This is a genomic window from Tropicimonas marinistellae (genome assembly GCF_001509585.1).
GTDB lineage: Bacteria > Pseudomonadota > Alphaproteobacteria > Rhodobacterales > Rhodobacteraceae > Tropicimonas > Tropicimonas marinistellae.
Genome location: NZ_LNCI01000001.1, coordinates 290,108 through 306,000, shown reverse-complemented (window position 1 = coordinate 306,000; position 15,893 = coordinate 290,108). Strand labels below are relative to the sequence as shown.

17 protein-coding genes are annotated in these 15,893 nt (G+C 63.2%); 7 read left to right on the top strand and 10 right to left on the bottom strand.

Annotation, left to right across the window (positions count from 1 at the left end):
* Positions 1–20: 20 nt before the first annotated feature.
* Positions 21–1,022, top strand: a complete 1,002-nt coding sequence (locus ARC39_RS01385) for a polyprenyl synthetase family protein (RefSeq protein WP_068108918.1) — start codon at positions 21–23, stop codon at positions 1,020–1,022.
* A 57-nt stretch (positions 1,023–1,079) separates the two neighbouring features.
* On the opposite strand, the gene ARC39_RS01380 is transcribed toward ARC39_RS01385, so the two are convergent.
* The 3 genes from ARC39_RS01380 to ARC39_RS01370 form a co-directional block, all read right to left on the bottom strand.
* The gene (locus ARC39_RS01380; protein ID WP_068108915.1) at positions 1,080–1,916 is read right to left on the bottom strand and encodes a 4-(cytidine 5'-diphospho)-2-C-methyl-D-erythritol kinase; all 837 of its coding nucleotides are present in this window, start codon (positions 1,914–1,916) and stop codon (positions 1,080–1,082) included.
* Positions 1,903–3,618 carry a tetratricopeptide repeat protein gene (locus tag ARC39_RS01375; protein ID WP_236545088.1) on the bottom strand — a complete coding sequence of 572 codons (1,716 nt, stop codon included), beginning with the start codon at positions 3,616–3,618 and terminating at the stop codon, positions 1,903–1,905. Before ARC39_RS01375 ends, ARC39_RS01380 begins: the two co-directional genes overlap by 14 nt.
* Positions 3,619–3,775: 157 nt before the next feature.
* Positions 3,776–5,428, bottom strand: coding sequence for an electron transfer flavoprotein-ubiquinone oxidoreductase (locus ARC39_RS01370; RefSeq protein WP_068108912.1), 1,653 nt, complete (start codon positions 5,426–5,428; stop codon positions 3,776–3,778).
* A 270-nt stretch (positions 5,429–5,698) separates the two neighbouring features.
* On the opposite strand from ARC39_RS01370, the gene greA reads away from it, so the two are divergent.
* A complete protein-coding gene (gene greA / locus ARC39_RS01365) occupies positions 5,699–6,169 on the top strand; it encodes a transcription elongation factor GreA (protein WP_068108910.1) in 471 nt (156 codons plus the stop codon).
* An 18-nt stretch (positions 6,170–6,187) separates the two neighbouring features.
* The gene (locus tag ARC39_RS01360; RefSeq protein WP_078059013.1) at positions 6,188–7,246 is read left to right on the top strand and encodes a hypothetical protein; all 1,059 of its coding nucleotides are present in this window, start codon (positions 6,188–6,190) and stop codon (positions 7,244–7,246) included.
* A gap of 3 nt (positions 7,247–7,249) precedes the next feature.
* Here the strand turns inward: ARC39_RS01360 and ARC39_RS01355 are convergent, their stop codons facing one another.
* Positions 7,250–7,846, bottom strand: coding sequence for a GNAT family N-acetyltransferase (locus ARC39_RS01355; RefSeq protein ID WP_068108907.1), 597 nt, complete (start codon positions 7,844–7,846; stop codon positions 7,250–7,252).
* A gap of 118 nt (positions 7,847–7,964) precedes the next feature.
* Between ARC39_RS01355 and ARC39_RS01350 the strand changes: the two genes are divergently transcribed.
* Together ARC39_RS01350 and ARC39_RS01345 are read left to right on the top strand one after the other, a co-directional pair.
* Complete coding sequence (locus ARC39_RS01350) at positions 7,965–8,678, top strand: AzlC family ABC transporter permease (RefSeq protein ID WP_068108904.1); 714 nt, start codon at positions 7,965–7,967, stop codon at positions 8,676–8,678.
* Complete coding sequence (locus ARC39_RS01345) at positions 8,675–9,004, top strand: AzlD domain-containing protein (protein WP_068108900.1); 330 nt, start codon at positions 8,675–8,677, stop codon at positions 9,002–9,004. Before ARC39_RS01350 ends, ARC39_RS01345 begins: the two co-directional genes overlap by 4 nt.
* 35 nt (positions 9,005–9,039) lie before the next feature.
* Here ARC39_RS01345 and ARC39_RS01340 read toward each other — a convergent pair whose 3' ends face one another.
* The 5 genes from ARC39_RS01340 to ARC39_RS01320 form a co-directional block, all read right to left on the bottom strand.
* Positions 9,040–9,732 (bottom strand): hypothetical protein, encoded by a 693-nt coding sequence (locus tag ARC39_RS01340; protein ID WP_149866267.1) that lies wholly within the window; start codon positions 9,730–9,732, stop codon positions 9,040–9,042.
* 28 nt (positions 9,733–9,760) lie between these two features.
* Positions 9,761–9,901 (bottom strand): aa3-type cytochrome c oxidase subunit IV, encoded by a 141-nt coding sequence (locus ARC39_RS01335; RefSeq protein WP_068108897.1) that lies wholly within the window; start codon positions 9,899–9,901, stop codon positions 9,761–9,763.
* 96 nt (positions 9,902–9,997) lie between these two features.
* The gene (locus ARC39_RS01330) at positions 9,998–10,450 is read right to left on the bottom strand and encodes a DUF6173 family protein (protein WP_068108895.1); all 453 of its coding nucleotides are present in this window, start codon (positions 10,448–10,450) and stop codon (positions 9,998–10,000) included.
* 19 nt (positions 10,451–10,469) lie between these two features.
* Positions 10,470–11,525: an MBL fold metallo-hydrolase gene (locus ARC39_RS01325; RefSeq protein ID WP_068108892.1), complete on the bottom strand. Its 1,056-nt coding sequence runs from the start codon at positions 11,523–11,525 to the stop codon at positions 10,470–10,472.
* 4 nt (positions 11,526–11,529) lie between these two features.
* Complete coding sequence (locus tag ARC39_RS01320) at positions 11,530–13,239, bottom strand: acyl-CoA dehydrogenase (RefSeq protein WP_068108889.1); 1,710 nt, start codon at positions 13,237–13,239, stop codon at positions 11,530–11,532.
* Between the two features lie 123 nt (positions 13,240–13,362).
* Here ARC39_RS01320 and ARC39_RS01315 point away from each other — a divergent pair, with 123 nt between their 5' ends.
* Positions 13,363–14,310: an L-threonylcarbamoyladenylate synthase gene (locus ARC39_RS01315; RefSeq protein ID WP_068108886.1), complete on the top strand. Its 948-nt coding sequence runs from the start codon at positions 13,363–13,365 to the stop codon at positions 14,308–14,310.
* A gap of 41 nt (positions 14,311–14,351) precedes the next feature.
* Here ARC39_RS01315 and ARC39_RS01310 read toward each other — a convergent pair whose 3' ends face one another.
* On the bottom strand, positions 14,352–14,921 hold the full coding sequence (locus tag ARC39_RS01310; protein ID WP_068108884.1) for a YqgE/AlgH family protein: 570 nt from the start codon (positions 14,919–14,921) through the stop codon (positions 14,352–14,354).
* A gap of 114 nt (positions 14,922–15,035) precedes the next feature.
* Here ARC39_RS01310 and ARC39_RS01305 point away from each other — a divergent pair, with 114 nt between their 5' ends.
* Positions 15,036–15,854: a protein-disulfide reductase DsbD domain-containing protein gene (locus ARC39_RS01305; protein WP_068108881.1), complete on the top strand. Its 819-nt coding sequence runs from the start codon at positions 15,036–15,038 to the stop codon at positions 15,852–15,854.
* Positions 15,855–15,893: the final 39 nt, after the last annotated feature.

The following is a 15,893-nucleotide window of genomic DNA, read 5'->3' as shown; positions in this document are numbered from 1 at the left end:
GATGGGGTGACGAGAGCGTGATGAGCCTGGACGACGCTTCCGAGAAACCGCACGACCGGCTGGCCCGGGTTCTGGCCGATGACATGGGCCGCGTGAACGATCTCATCCGCACCCGGATGGCCTCCGAACACGCGCCGCGCATACCGGAGGTAACGGCGCATCTGGTCGAGGCCGGTGGCAAGCGGCTCCGCCCGATGCTGACGCTGGCGGCGGCCCGGATGTGCGGATACAGCGGCGAAAACCACGTGAAGCTCGCAGCGACAGTGGAGTTCATCCACACCGCCACGCTGCTGCACGACGATGTTGTGGATGAAAGCGCGCAACGGCGCGGACGCCCGACGGCCAACCTTTTGTGGGACAACAAGTCGTCGGTTCTGGTGGGCGACTACCTCTTCGCCCGGTCCTTCCAGCTGATGGTCGAGACCGAAAGCCTCCGGGTGATGGACATCCTGTCTGACGCCTCTGCGACGATCGCGGAGGGCGAGGTTCTCCAACTGACCGCGGCGCAGGATCTTTCGACGGACGAGGCGATCTATCTGCAAGTAATCCGCGGCAAGACAGCCGCGCTCTTTGCCGCCGCCTGTGAAGTTGGCGGTGTGGTGGCCGGGGTGGAGGAAGCGAAGATCGCCGCCTTGCGTGCCTATGGCGATGCGCTCGGCGTCAGCTTCCAAATCGTCGACGACCTTCTGGATTACGGCGGCGACACCGTGGCGACAGGCAAGAATATCGGCGACGACTTCCGCGAACGAAAGCTGACGCTGCCGGTGATCAAGGCCGTCGCCAGGGCCGACGCGGAAGAGCGTGCATTCTGGGAACGCGTGATCGAGAAGGGGCGTCAGGAAGACGGCGACCTGGAAGAGGCACTCTCCTTGCTCGACAGGCACAACGCCATGGATGACACCCGCGCCGAAGCGCTCGATTGGGCAAGTAAGGCGAAATCGGCACTCCACGAACTGCCCGAGGGCGAAATCCGCGACATGCTTGTGGACTTGGCAGATTTCGTGGTGGCACGGGTGCACTGATAGGCCCTGTGCCTCCCGCGCGGATGGCACACAGCGACCGGCGATGATGCCTCTTTTCTACCCAAGCGTGGTTGCGGCGACCCACCATTCCGGCTGACCCGCTGAAATCACCTCGGCGGCTGCGCGCGCGGCGGTGCCCGTTGGGAAGAGCCCGAAACAGGTCGCCCCTGACCCGGACATACGCGCCAGAAGGCAATCCGACTGTGCACGCAAGGCGTTGAGCACGGATGCGACGGCAGGTGCGACGGAAATCGCGGGGGATTCGAGATCGTTGCGTTGCGCCGCAATCCATCGAGACGTCTCGACTGGGTTGAAGAAATGCTCCGGTAAAGTCGGCATCGCGGCATTGTCCCGGCTGTCGAGCGCAGCAAAAACCGCTGGCGTTGCCACTTCGACACCGGGGTTGACGAGTACGGCTGGAAGCGGCGGAAGCGGCGTCACGTCCGAGAGCCGCTCACCAACGCCCTGCATGCGTACCGCCTTTCCATGCAGGCAAACCGGAACATCTGCACCCAGCCCGAGGACAGCCTCCGGCGAGGGCATGTAGCCCCCGGTGAGTCGGGAAAGGGCACGCAGAGTGGCCGCCGCATCTGCCGAGCCGCCGCCGATACCAGAGGCGGCCGGAAGATGTTTGTCGAGCGTCAGCGCCGCCGTGACCCCATTCATGAGGCCAGCAGCTTGCAAAACAAGGTTGCGCCCGTCCGTGGGCACGCCCACGGCGCGGCGCCCCGTGACCGTCAGGCCCAGCTCCGGCGCGACCGCCGCGACGATCCGGTCCCCGACATCGGCGAACGACACAAGGCTGTCGAGCAGATGGTACCCATCGGCCCGTCGGCCCGTGACATGCAGTGTCAGATTGACTTTGGCCGGCGCAAATTCCTCAACCGCCGTCATTGGCTACGGCGAGCGGCTCGGCGCCTTCTTCCTTCAGCACGATGTCCAGGCCGACCTCGAGCTTGCGACGGATACGCTTGGCCTCTTCGGGCTCTGGATCAAAGGAGAGCGCCCGGTGCCACTGGAACTCCGCCTCGATCCGTCGCCCAACAGCCCAATAGGCATCGCCCAGATGGTCGTTCACGATCGGATCTACGGCCATCAACTCCGCCGCACGTTCCAGTTCGACGACGGCCTCGTCGTACCGACCGAGCCGGTAGAGCACCCAACCTAGGGAATCGGTGATGTAGCCGCTCCCCGGTTGTGCGGCGACGGCTTCCTCGATCATTTGCAACGCCTCGTCGAGGTTGGTCTGCATCTCGACATAGGAATAGCCGAGGTAATTCAGGACTTGCGGCTGTCCGGGGTTAAGCTCCAGCGCCTTGCGGAAATCGGCCTCTGCCTGCTCCCACCGCTTCTCGCGCTCATGAGTAATGCCGCGAGCATAGTAGACGATCCACTGTCCGCGCTCATCCTCCTCGAACAGCGCAACTGCGGCGTCGTAGGCCTTGCTCGCTTCGTCGTAGCGTTCCTCCCCACGAAGTGCGTCGCCAAGCGTGATCTGCACGACGGGCAATGTCCCGTGAGTTTCGGCAAGCTGTTCGAGCACCTCAATCGCCGCTTCCTTGCGGCCAGCGGAATGCAATGCATCTGCGCGCCCGATCTCGGCCACGTGGAAACCCGGGTCGTCGCGCGGAACGCGGTTGTACGCCTCCGTCGCCAACTCGTATTGCTCTTGCGATTCCAGCAAGTTGGCGGTGAGCAGGATCGCGTCCACGTGGTCCGGCTGCAGATACTCCGCGATACGCGCGTAGAGCAGCGTGTAGCTATCGGCTGCCTCACCCTCCAGGGCACCAGCGACGGTGTAAAACACTTCGGACAGACCGTCCTGAACGCTCCCGATCTGCGTGTAGGGGACAGTCTCGCCGTTCTCCAGGCGCGTTTTGAGTTCCTCAAGCCCCTTGTCCAGGTCGCTGCCCCAACCGGCCTCGATAAGCTCAAGTGCCGCTGCGTTTTGGCCTAGCTGGCTGAGCACTTGCGAGTGAGCAAACGCTCCGCGCCGTGTGAGACGCAGGGGCGCGCCGCCGTCACCAGAGAAGATGCGCTCCGCGCCTTCGAAGTCGCCGGCAAACCCCAGGGCCAAAGCCTTGTGGTACAGCGCGAAGGCGGACATGCCCGTGTTCTCTGCAGCAGCGTCGAAGGCAGCCATCGCGGCATCGACTTCGCCGGCGCCGAGCAAGCACCAGGCGACGACGAGTCCGTCGACCAACGGGCCAACCGACATGTCCTTCGCAACGCCGTCAACGACGCCCTTGTACTCGCCATCGGCTAGCATGTTCGCCATGACTGCCATGTTGGCCATCTGGCTGCCGATTCCGAGTTCGCGCATCTGGCGGGCCACGGTCACGGCAGAATCCAGCTTTCCGAGGCCGATAAACGCCATCAGCGCGTTTTCCTGCAGGCCCGGGTTGTCCCGGTCGCGCACCAGCGCTTGTGTGTAATAGTCCGCAGCGGCGCGGAAATCGCTGTGGAAACTGGCGTGGCGCGCTGCGAGGTAGGCGCCGGCAAAGCCGCGTCCCAGCGGCTCTTCGTCAGCACCCGCTGGGAGCGAAAGCGTCAGGCCAAGGGCGAGGGACAGGCAGATCGGTCGGATGAAGGGCAAGTGCAGCCTCGTTTGCAATTGATGCGGCAGAGCGTAGCGCTGCAAGGCGGCCGAAACAATACAGGCACAGCCGTTGCGGCCGCCGCACGACCCTCACCTGACGGCATCGTGAGCGAAGGCATGCCTGTTCCCCGCCGCAAAGGCGCCCGCCAGCCGCTCACATGTTCGGGTAGTTCGGCCCATCGCCACCCTGCGGGACCGTCCAGGTGATGTTTTGGCTGGGATCCTTGATATCGCAGGTCTTGCAATGCACGCAGTTCTGAAAATTGATCACAAAGCGCGGCGCCTTGTCGTCCTCCTCCACGAATTCGTAAACACCTGCCGGGCAATAGCGGGCGGAGGGCCCGGCGAATTTCGGCAGGTTCGTTTTCACAGGCACGGCCGGATCAGCTAACCGCAGGTGGCAGGGTTGGCTCTCTTCGTGATTGGTGAACGAGAAGCTGACATTGGTGAGCCGGTCGAAGGAGAGGACACCGTCTGGCTTCGGATAGGCGATCGGTTCGAACTTCGACGCCTCGCCAGTGGCCGCGGCATCCGTTTTCCCGTGTTTCATCGTGCCGAACGGGTTCCAGCCCACGGTCGAACCGAGCCACATGTCCAACCCGCCCAGGGCCAACCCTCCAACGAGTCCGAACTTCGACCAGAGTGGCTTGACGTTCCGGACCGGCTTGAGGTCCTTGCCGACTGGCCCGCTGCGCAGGGCGTCGTCGTAGGATGCGAGAACATCGCCTTCGCGGCCGGCCTGAAGCCCCTCGAAAGCCGCCTCTGCCGCGGCTTTGCCTGAGTGCATGGCATTGTGGATCCCCTTGATCCGCGGCACGTTGATGAGCCCCGACGAACAGCCAAGCAGCAAACCGCCTGGAAACGCGCTTTGCGGAATCGACTGGAACCCGCCCTCGGAGATCGCGCGGGCACCGTAGGCCACCCGCTTTCCGCCCTTCAGCAACTCCGCCACCATCGGATGATGCTTGAACCGCTGGAACTCCATGTAGGGGAACAGATGCGGGTTGGCGTAGTTCAGATGGACCACGAAACCGACGCAGACCTGGTTGTTCTCCATGTGATAGATGAACGATCCGCCACCTGCGTTTGACCCAAGCGGCCAGCCCATCGTGTGCGTGACGGTCCCTTCGCGATGCTTGGCCGGGTCGATCTCCCACAGCTCCTTCATGCCAAGGCCGAACTTTGGCACGTCGCTATCGGCATCCAGCCCGTATTTCGCGATAGCTTCCTTGGCGAGCGACCCGCGCACCCCTTCGGAGATGAACACGTACTTGCCGTTCAGGATCATGCCGGGCTCATAGGCCGGCCCTGGCGTGCCATCGGCATTCTTGCCGAACTCGCCGGCAACCACGCCTTTCACCTCTCCGTTCTCGCCATAGACCAGTTCAGAACAGGCCATGCCGGGGAAGATCTCCACGCCCATCGCCTCGGCCTGTTCGGCCATCCAGCGGCACACGTTCCCGAGGCTGACAATGTAGCAGTGATGATTGTCCATCAGCGGCGGCATCATCGCGTTCGGCAGGCGAACCTCGCCGCCTTCGCCCAGAACGAAGAACTCGTCCTGCTTGACTGCGGTGGTGATTGGCGCACCGCGTTCTTTCCAGTCGGGAATGAGCGCATCCAGCCCCGCCGGGTCCATCACCGCGCCGGAGAGGATGTGCGCCCCGACCTCGGAGCCCTTCTCCAAAACGACGACGTTCAGATCCGGGTCAAGTTGCTTCAGGCGGATCGCTGCCGACAATCCCGAGGGCCCCGCCCCGACAATGACGACATCGCAATCCATCGCTTCGCGTTCGATTTCGCTCATGGCTTTTCCCGATTCTGGCTCTGGCTTGTTCAGAAATTAGCGTTCGCCATGCGTAATGGACAGAAAAGTACCCCGTCAATTGTGACGCGGCAGCACAATGACGCAGTGCAGCGACACGTCTCATTGGGTGGAAACTGCGGGTGTGCGCCGCTGGCGGATACTGGCTTTGCGTTTCGGGAGCGGTGCGCCGGAGGCTTGACAATCCTTGGCCCGCTTGGGTTAAGGGCGTTCAACCAAATCCCCACAACCGGAAACCGTGCAAGGGAAAGAATGGAAAAGATACCTATGACCCGCGCGGGTTTTGCCGCGCTGGACGACGAACTGAAAGTGCTGAAATCGGTCGACCGGCCCGCCATCATCAAGGCGATTGCCGAAGCGCGGGAACATGGCGATCTGTCGGAAAACGCCGAATACCATTCCGCCCGGGAAAAGCAGAGCTTCATCGAGGGCCGGATCAAGGAACTTGAAGCGCTGATCTCGCTGGCAAACGTTATCGACCCGTCTTCACTCTCCGGCGCGATCAAGTTCGGCGCCACCGTGACCATCGTCGACGAGGATACCGACGAGGAAAAGACCTACCAGATCGTCGGCGAGCCGGAAGCGGACCTCGAAAAGGGCCTCCTTAACATCAAATCGCCGATCGCGAGCGCACTGATCGGCAAGGAAGAGGGCGACAGTATCGAAGTTCGCACACCGGGCGGCGAAAGAAGCTATGAGGTACTTACCATCAAGTATGTCTGAGTCGGGCTGAAGGCGCGCATGAATCTCAACGGACATTCATCGGAGCAAGGCAGCAACGGGCGCGCAAGCGCGCGCGGCGGCATGGACGCAACAGACGTGATTGCGCTCGTTTTGAGCGCCCTCTGGCTGCTCGGGACCGGGCTTTTCTTCCTCGTTCTTCCGGAAGCGTCGCCGGCTGATCAAGCGGTCAATGATCCGGTGCGCTTCCTGATGATGGTGCTCGCCGCGGTCCTTCCTGTCGCGATGATCTGGGTCGCCGCAACGGCCGCAAAAAGCGCCCGGCACATGCGGGAGGAGAGCCGCCGGTTGAATGCATCCATTGATGCGGTGCGATTGGCTCAGGCGAGTCATGCCGAAACACGTCCCGATGGTCTTCGCCCGCCACTGGAGCAGAAGCTCGACGAGCTCGTGCGGGTCCAGAAGAAAACCGAAGCTGCACTGGCGCATCTCACGTCCGTCAATGCACGCGCGGCCACAGCGGCGCACGACGCCGCGGCCGTCTCGGCACGCCCCGCGCTTGGCGCGGCGGAGTCAACGCCGGCCGAGAAACCCGAACCCGAACAGCCCTCGCTTGCGCTCGGCACCACGGCGGAACACTTGGCCGAACCGCTCTCCGCGGCGGATTTCATCAAGGCACTGAATTTCCCTGAAGACACGCAGGACAAGGACGGTTTTCGCGCTCTGCGGCTTGCCCTTAAGGACCGAACCGCGAGTCCGCTCGTCCGGTCCGCACAAGATGTACTGACCTTGCTTGCCGAGGACGGCATCTACATGGATGACCTTTCGCCGGATCGTGCACGACCGGAGATATGGCGCAAGTTCGCCGCCGGTGATCGCGGACGCACCATTGCATCCCTTGGCGGCATTCGCGATCGCTCCAGCCTGGCGCTGACGGCAGGGCGCATGCGGCAGGATCCGGTGTTCCGCGATTGCGCGCACCATTTCCTGCGCCGTTTCGATTCCACGTTCGCCACCTTCGAAAAGGGTGCCGACGATGCAGAGATCGCAGCGTTCGCCGATACGCGTAGCGCCCGCGCGTTCATGTTGATTGGACGTGTCTCCGGAACCTTCGACTGAGACCTACCGGCGGTCGACTGGACGGCACATCGTGGTGGCGTGGTGAAACCCGAAAAGAGAGGCGAAGATACCCGTGTCTTCCCGGCCTTTCGGCAGGAAGCCGTGGCGCTCGTAGAGGGCACGGGCCCGCAAGTTGGTATCGACAACGCTCAGTCTAACCTCTGTCAGGCCCCGCTCGCGCGCCTCTGAAACCACCGCATCGATGAGGGCCGAACCGATGCCCATTCCACGCACGTCCTGATCGACGAATATGCCATCCAGCAACAATTGTCCGTCTTTGAGTTGGCGGTCCATCAGGTCCAGCAACGGCCCACGCCAGAGGGCTCCGAACCGGCCATAGACGCGGGCAAGGTCTGAAAAATCACCCGAGATGAGACCGCCATGGCGCGTCTTGAAGCCCGCGACACCCAGAATCCGTCCGGTATCTGAGCGCGCGACAAGCGCATGATCGAGGCGCAACGCTTTTTCGATGAACTTGAGCGCGCGCATTTCCGGGGCCATGATCCGACCGAGTTTTCCAGAAAACGCCTGCCAGAACAGCGCTGCCACCTGGGCACGCTCCTCCTCATCGAAACCACGTTCGATCGTTGCACGCGGCATGCTCCGGCAGCCACCGGTCGCTTCCCGGACCTGCCACGTTGCTCGGAACGCGTCTCGTTGGATTGCAAGTCTACTCTGCATCGCCTATCCGCCTCACGGTGCAATCTAGAGATCGCCCGTGCCCGACTCAAACCTCAAATCGATATATTTCAGCGGGCTCCGCGCAAGCGCGCCGTTCCTGCTCGTGGTCGCGCCATTTGCCATTCTCTTCGGCGTTGTGGCAATGGAGGCCGGGCTGGACCTTGCCCAGACCATGGGATTTACCGTGGTTGTCGTTGCCGGAGCTGCCCAGTTCACCGCCCTGCAATTGATGTCGGACGAGGCACCGGCGATTGTTGTGCTCGTTTCCGCGCTCGCCGTGAACCTGCGAATGGCCATGTATTCCGCGTCAATGGTGCCCTATCTGGGCGCCGCCCCTCTCTGGCAGCGGGCGCTCATCAGCTATTCTCTCTTCGATCAGAACTACGCGGCCTGCATCGCGCGATATGAGCTCGATCGGCAAATGACCTTGCCGCAGCGCGTTGCCTTCTACCTTGGCGCGACCACACCGCTGCTGCCGGTCTGGATTGGCTTCACATTGTTGGGCGCATTGATCGGGCGTCAGATCCCGCCGGCGCTCGCCCTGGATTTTGCCCTTCCGATCACCTTTATCGCCCTTGTCGGCCCCGCTTTGCGCACCGTTGCGCATGTCGCGGCGGCATTTGTATCGGTCGCGCTGTCGCTCGCATTCGCCGGGCTGCCATTCAATCTCGGTCTGATCGTCGCCGCCGTCGCCGCCCTGGCGACCGGTGCAGAGGTCGAGCGGCGCTTCTACCCGCGGGGGCTGCCATGAATTACTCCGATATCACGGTCTGGACCATCATCCTCGTGCTCGGCGTGGGGACGTTCCTGATCAGGTTCTCGTTCCTGGGGCTCATCGGTGAACGAAAGCTGCCGGATTGGGTGCTGCGTCACCTGCGGTATACACCGGTTGCGGTCATCCCGGGGCTGATCGCCCCGCTCGTTGCCTGGCCAGACGCCACCGGCGGCTCTCCCGATCCGGCCCGGATGATTGCGGCGGCCGTGACGGCACTCGTGGGCTATCTGACCCGGAACGTGCTCGCCGCCGTCTTGTCCGGCATGGCGAGCCTCTATGCCGGACTCGCGCTCATCGGCTAGACCTGGGAGCGCGCGCCTCCAAGGAGTGCTGACGTTTATTGTTGGCGCGCTGCGGCCGCCGCAGCCGCTTGCTGCCGCCGCCGCTCCTGTACGCTGGGCTCCGGACCGTAAACCACGCGGATGTCCTCGCGCGCCTTTGGGCTGTCGGTGATGAGGTCCGAACGGTCGTCTGGACTGTCATCGTAATAACGCCGGATCGTCGCGCCCGGGATCTCGTCGAACGCCCGCATGACCTTTTTGGGTCGCGGCGACGCCGGAATGCTCTCAAACCCGGGTACGCCCCGCACGATGCGATGGATCGACGTGGTACAGAATGCCTTCGAAACCGCACCGTAGGCCTGCGCGCGCTGCAGCGCGATCTCTGCCTGTTCCGGTGTCACGACCACGTCATGGCGTACGACGTGGTAGGTCTCTCGCGCATGATAGTCGATGTAGAAGTCGACCATGCTGTCGGTGATGCCGTAGTGCACATCGGCACGCTGCGGCACATGGGGATGATAGAAGGTGCCGGCCGGATCGAAGATGATCCGCTGCGACCCGCTGATCATGAGTCCGCTGTGCGCCCCGTCGTGGGAACGGTTGTTGATCATCGTGAACAACGTGATCGTCGGCGGGCCGTCGTCCCGGAACGCCGCCGCCTGCACCTCCTGATCCGTCGCCCAGGGCCCGGTATCGGTACAGGCTCCCAGCAGAAGTGGCAGACATACTGCCAGAACGATGGCTCTCATATGCCCGCGCCGCCTCTCAGTTCTTTTGTCAGCCGTTGACCAGAGCCATGAAGATCAGCACGACGATGCAGAGGATCGAGACCCTGACGACCATCTTGATGAAGCCGTCGAAGGTTTGTTCCTGCGTGGTCGTATCCATACTTCCGTGCTCGTAGGTGTGTTCCGACATGTTGCGGGCTCCCTGTCTCTGTCCTGTGGCCCGCCCTGCTTAGCCCAGATGCCCGAGCCTGTTAAGAGCCGCAATGCCCCCCGTGGCAACCCGGCATCAGCTTGCCTGATCGCCGGCCAGGGCTTCGGCCAGCCTGAACCCGATGCGGCGAGGCTCGCCGACCTCCGGCCGCTTCGGCAAGGCACGCAAGATCACGTTGAGCTGGCTCACGTGCTGAATAAGCTGCGTTCGCGTTCCATCAGCATCCGATCCGTAGAACGTTACGATATCAGGGTCGAAATAGCCGATCCCCTCGATTCGCAGCACGCCCGCGCTGGCGCCGGTGAACCCCATGGCGATCTCGTGATCCCCGTCCAACAGCTCCTCGAAATTCTTGATGTAGAGGATCAGGCGCTCATAGGCCCATTTGGCCGGGCTCTTGCTCTCGGGCGGAGTCCGCGCAATCTCCGGCAAGGGTTGGCATTCAACTGTCCGTGCACCGGGGTCCGCGTGAATGGCATGGGCGCGGGGCACCCCTCGCCCGGCGGCTTCCCTATCGTCGCTCCCCATTGTCTCCTCCGCGATTCCGTTACCCCTCCCCGGCCCGTCTCCATGCCCACGCACCGTCTTCGCGGCGCTGGCGAGTGATGCGACCGGCGCGATACAGATGATTGAGGTGGCCGATGGATTCCGCAAGGGCAAGTCCGTATTCCCCTGCCCCGATCTCCCGGCGGAAGAGCGCCGGGAAGCAATCGTGCGCGGTTCGGGGCTCTGTCAGATGCTCCATCAACCGCTCGAGAGCGAAATGGTGGTTCTCCACCAGTTGCCGCATCCTGGCAGGGAGACCGGTGAAGGGAAGCTTGTGCCCCGGCAGGACCAGCTGCTCCTCCGTCGCGAAACGGGCCAGACGCTCGCAACTCTCAATCCAGGCACCCACCGGGTCCGAATCCGGCTCCGTGGGATAGACGCCGAGATTGGGCGAAATCGACGGCAGAAGCTGGTCGCCGCCCAGCACCAGCGGCTCCTCCCTGCACCAGAATGTCGCGTGTTCTGCCGCATGACCGTTGCCCATGTGCACGTCCCACGTGCGCCCGCCGATACGAACCGTGTCGCCTTCGGCGATGCGGGTGAACCCCAGCGGCATCGGCCAAACCACGTCAGCGAAGTTGAAGGGGCGTTCCGAGGCGCGTTTGTCGAACACCTCCTGCTCCATGCCCGCAGCCCGATAGAATGCCAGTGTTTCCTCCGGCCACGTATCCTGCTCATCCAGCGTCAGCATTCGCGCATAGAGCCAGGCGGTTCGGCTTGCGACCAAATCGGCCCCGTGCTCCGACTGAAACCAACCCACGAGCCCGACGTGATCGGGGTGATGATGCGTCAGCACGACACGGCGCACCGGTTTGCCGGACAGCGGCCCATGCTCCAGGATCGATGTCCAGATCGCCCGTATCTTTGGGCTGGAGAGCCCGGTGTCGATCACCGTCCAACCGTCGCCGTCGTCCAGGGCAAAAATGTTGACGTGATTGAGTGCCATCGGCAGCGGTAAACGCAGCCAAAACACGCCCTCGGCCACTTCGATGGCAGCGCCCTCCGCTGGCGGCGCCTCCCAAGGATACCGGATCGGATCGAAACCTAGAATTTCCAAAGGGTTACACCGCCTCCAGGTCTTCAACCGAAAGGTCAAATAGCCCGCCAGCGCCCTCCCCGACTGCCGCCAGAAGCCCCTGATGCTCAGGCAGAATACGGGTAATGAAAAAACGCGCCAGCGCAGTTCGGGCACCGCTGCCACCCTCCGCCAGCGCGGCTTTGAGGTGGTAATGCCCCCCCAACACGCGTGCGAAGGCGCGCAGATAGGCCACGCAGCCGGCGAAACGGTCCTGCATCTCCTGCTCGACGAGCCATTCGGTCGCCTCCCGGAGTGTCTCGGCGGCCTTCCACACGGGTTCAGCCATTGCCGGAAGAAACTCCCGTGCAGCCTCCGCTCCCGCTTCGACCTCGTCAAGCAAGGCGAATGCCGCGGCGCCGCCATCCATCATCTTGCGAGCGACCAGGTCCATCGCCTGGATCCCGTTGGTTCCCTCGTAGATCTGCGTCACCCGAACATCGCGCGCGAATTGTGCGGCGCCGGTTTCTTCAACGTAGCCCATCCCGCCGTGCACCTGTATGCCGAGTTGCGCCATCTCGTGCCCGATGTCGGTCCCATGCGCCTTGGCGATCGGCGTCAGCAACGCGGCGCGCGCGGTCCAATCCACGTCGCCCGTGGCATGACCCATGTCGATCGAAAGCGCCGTATCGAGTGCGATCGCGCGCGCGGCAAAGGTCTCTGCCCGCATCTGTGTCACCATCCGGCGCACGTCGGGATGCTCGATGATCGTCCCGGTGCCGCCGACCCTGCCCTGCTTGCGCTCCAGCGCAAATCCGACGGCTTTCTGTGTCGCCGCCTCGGCGATACCGATCCCCTGGCACCCGACGCCGAGGCGGGCGTTGTTCATCATGGTGAACATTGCTGCCATGCCACCGTTCTGTTCACCGACGAGCCAACCGGTCGCGCCGTCGAACTCCATCACGCAGGTGGCCGAACCGTGAAGGCCCAACTTGTGCTCGAGGCTCACGACCCTGACGTTGTTCGAAACGCCCGGATTCCCGCTAGCTTCTGGCAGGTTCCGCGGCACCAGGAACAGGCTGATGCCCTTGGTCCCGGGAACGGCGCCGGGTAGCCGCGCCAGCACGAGATGGCAGACGTTGTCGACGAAATCCGCATCGCCCCAGGTAATGAAGATCTTCTGTCCGGAAATGGTGTAGCTGCCGTCACCCTTGGGTTCCGCTTTCGTCACCAGCGCGCCGACGTCCGATCCGGCGCCGGGTTCCGTGAGGTTCATCGTACCGGACCATTCCCCGGAAATGAGTTTGGGCAGGTAAAGCGCCTTCAACTCGTCGGTTGCATGCGCCGCGAGCGCCTCGATTTGTCCTTGGGTCAACAGCGGGTTCAACTGCAGTGAAAGGTTGGCCCCGGACATCATATCGTTAATCGCCGTCTGCAGTGTCACCGGCAGGCCCATGCCTCCGTGTTCTTCCGGGGCGGAAACGCACACCCAGCCGCCCTCGGCAATCGCCGCGTAGGCTTCTGCAAAGCCCGGTGCCGCACGCACGCGACCATTCTCCAGACGCGACGGCGTTTCGTCGCCCGCCCGATTCACGGGTGCAATGACCTCTTCACATAGCTTTCCGGCCTCCGTCAGGATCGCGTCGGATACGTCTGGCGTCGCATCCGCGAAGTGATCCGTTTTGGCCAGCAGGCCGAAATTCACGACATTTGCGAGCAGGAAGCGAAAATCCGATACCGGAGCGCGATATGACATGTTTGGTCACCCCTATGTGTGGCCTTGGCAGGACGCCGCAAGATGCGTATCACCCTTGGCTTCAGGACAAACTAGCGAGTGCGCAATGAACGCACAAAGACCGACGCAGCGTCACGAGAGCGCATGAGCCAAGTAACCGAACGTCTCGACCCGGATGACGCTGGTCTTGCAAGAGCCGCGCAACTGCTGGCGCAGGGGCAGCTTGTCGCCTTTCCGACCGAGACGGTCTACGGCCTCGGCGCGGATGCGCGGCAGGGCGAGGCCGTGGCGCATATCTTCGAGGCAAAAGGGCGGCCACGCTTCAATCCGCTTATCGTGCATGTGGCCGATTTCGAAGCCGCGCAGCAGATCGGTCGTTTCAATGCGGATGCCGCCGCGCTTGCGGATGCCTTCTGGCCGGGTCCGCTCACACTCGTTGTACCGCTGCGTGACGATGCGGGTTTGTCCGACCTCGTCACGGCCGGTCTTCAGACCGTTGGCATCCGCGTTCCGGCCGGCGCCGTTTCACAAGCGTTGCTGAACGGCTTCGGCGGTCCGGTGGCCGCACCTTCGGCCAACCCGTCCGGCAAGGTCAGCCCGACCGAGGCTGCGCATGTTCTCGATGGCCTCGACGGTCGTATCGCGGCGGTCGTCGATGGCGGTGCGGCCAAGGTCGGCGTGGAATCGACGATTGTCGGTGCGTTCGATCACCCTCGCTTGCTGCGTCCAGGAGGCTTGCCGGCAGAAGCAATCGAGGATGCACTTGGCCGTCCGCTGGCCCATGCCCCTGCCGGGCCGACCCCAAACGCCCCGGGTCAGCTTGCCTCGCATTATGCACCCAACGCGCCGCTGAGGTTGAACGTCACGCATCCGCGGTCAGGCGAACGCCTTCTTGGTTTCGGCCCCGCTGCGGAAAGGGCAACGCTTAACCTTTCGCCTTCGGGGGATCTCGTGGAGGCAGCGGCAAACCTTTTTGCGTTCCTGCGCCGGATTGACGGACCTTCGCCAATCGCGGTTTCCCCGATCCCCGATCATGGGTTGGGGCGCGCAATCAACGACCGGCTGGTCCGCGCCGCAGCGCCTCGCAACTGAACCACAGGAGACAATGCGGGCGGCTGACGTGCCGCGCGTGGTCACGCGCGTCCAGCGCTTGCGCTCAGCGTCAGCGGATCGACCCCGAGGGTCGCGAGCGCCATTTCCCATTTCTGCGAATTGTCACGGCAGAAAACGATCTCGCTCGTGGCGTCGCAGGTTAACCACCCGTTGTGTGCGATCTCCCCCTCCAGCTGCCCAGGCGCCCAACCGGAGTACCCCAGAGCCAGAAGCGCCTGGCGGGGTCCACGGTGATGCGCCATGTCCTCCAGTATCTCCAGCGTCGCGGTCATCGCGAAGGTGTCATCCACCTTCAGCGTCGCGTCCGTAAGACTGTATTCGCCCGAATGCAGCACGAAGCCACGGCCGTGTTCCACCGGGCCGCCCACGTGAATCTGCGTCGGCAGGTCCGCGTCCGAAGCGTCGATATCCAGCTGCTCCAGCAGGTCAGCCAAGGCAAGATCCATCGCTGGCTGGTTGATGATAAGCCCCATGGCGCCGTCTTCTGAATGGGCGCACATAAAGATGACCGACCGATCGAAACGGGGGTCACCCATACCGGGCATGGCAATGAGCAATTTGCCGGAGAGATCCATCGAAGTGTCGGTCATTGCCCAAACAATGCGCCTCTGCGGCGACGCGCACAAGTGCCTGTGATCTGCGGGCGGCGTTCCGTCGCCACTATGTGATTTCCCTCCGAGACGCGTCTGGCTAATGTTCGGCCCATGATCGTGAAGCTGTTCCACACAACCATCGCCGCCCTCACCGCCATCGCGGTTTCGCCCGTTGCGGTTGCAGGCGGCGGTCTGCCGTCCAACGTCGTGACCGGCGACGTCAGGGAAGGGTGGGTAACGGAATCAGGTACACGCATGGTCGCGCTGCACCTGCAGCTTGCGCCGGGATGGAAAACCTACTGGCGCGCACCCGGAGATGCCGGCATTCCGCCAACCTTCACTTGGGAAGGATCCGAGAACCTTGGCGGTGTTAGCTATCACTGGCCAAGCCCGGAAGTCTTCACCTCCTACGGAATGCGCAGCATCGGCTACAAGCACGAGCTGGTCCTTCCCCTCGAATTGCATCCAACCGCACCGGGCGTTCCGATCCGCCTTCGCGGTACGATGGACCTCGGCGTTTGCGAAACGATCTGCGTGCCGGCCCGTTTGACCTTTCACGCCGACCTGGAAGGTGCGGGCCATTCAGACCCCGAAATCCACCGGGCACTTGCTAAGCGGCCCGTGCCGGGCCAGCGGGCAGGTGTGGATGGTGTCGACTGCAACCTGGACCCGATCCCCGACGGACTGCAGCTCAGCGCGACCATTCAAATGCCGAGAATCGGGGGCGAGGAGGTCGCGTTGGTGGAAGCCGGCGATCCACGAATCTGGGTGTCGGAACCAGAAACGTATCGAAGCGGCGGCACGCTTCAGGTCCGCGCGGATCTTGTCCCGCCCGACGGAAAGCCAATGGCTCTGGACCGCAGCGCATTGCGTTTCACGGTGATCGGCGCGCGGCAAGCCGTTGACATCCGCGGTTGCGCAACCAACTGACGACGCAATTGCGGCATTCCCCCACTGGTCGGCGAGACG

Bases quoted from the DNA above. Each gene is read 5' to 3' on its own strand.
- ARC39_RS01385 (WP_068108918.1), top strand. From the start codon at position 21: ATGAGCCTGGACGACGCTTCCGAGAAACCGCACGACCGGCTGGCCCGG.
- ARC39_RS01380 (WP_068108915.1), bottom strand. From the start codon at position 1,916: ATGACGGCGGTTGAGGAATTTGCGCCGGCCAAAGTCAATCTGACACTG.
- ARC39_RS01370 (WP_068108912.1), bottom strand. From the start codon at position 5,428: ATGAGCGAAATCGAACGCGAAGCGATGGATTGCGATGTCGTCATTGTC.
- greA (WP_068108910.1), top strand. From the start codon at position 5,699: ATGGAAAAGATACCTATGACCCGCGCGGGTTTTGCCGCGCTGGACGAC.
- ARC39_RS01360 (WP_078059013.1), top strand. From the start codon at position 6,188: ATGAATCTCAACGGACATTCATCGGAGCAAGGCAGCAACGGGCGCGCA.
- ARC39_RS01355 (WP_068108907.1), bottom strand. From the start codon at position 7,846: ATGCCGCGTGCAACGATCGAACGTGGTTTCGATGAGGAGGAGCGTGCC.
- ARC39_RS01345 (WP_068108900.1), top strand. From the start codon at position 8,675: ATGAATTACTCCGATATCACGGTCTGGACCATCATCCTCGTGCTCGGC.
- ARC39_RS01340 (WP_149866267.1), bottom strand. From the start codon at position 9,732: ATGAGAGCCATCGTTCTGGCAGTATGTCTGCCACTTCTGCTGGGAGCC.
- ARC39_RS01335 (WP_068108897.1), bottom strand. From the start codon at position 9,901: ATGTCGGAACACACCTACGAGCACGGAAGTATGGATACGACCACGCAG.
- ARC39_RS01330 (WP_068108895.1), bottom strand. From the start codon at position 10,450: ATGGGGAGCGACGATAGGGAAGCCGCCGGGCGAGGGGTGCCCCGCGCC.
- ARC39_RS01320 (WP_068108889.1), bottom strand. From the start codon at position 13,239: ATGTCATATCGCGCTCCGGTATCGGATTTTCGCTTCCTGCTCGCAAAT.
- ARC39_RS01315 (WP_068108886.1), top strand. From the start codon at position 13,363: ATGAGCCAAGTAACCGAACGTCTCGACCCGGATGACGCTGGTCTTGCA.
- ARC39_RS01310 (WP_068108884.1), bottom strand. From the start codon at position 14,921: ATGACCGACACTTCGATGGATCTCTCCGGCAAATTGCTCATTGCCATG.
- ARC39_RS01305 (WP_068108881.1), top strand. From the start codon at position 15,036: ATGATCGTGAAGCTGTTCCACACAACCATCGCCGCCCTCACCGCCATC.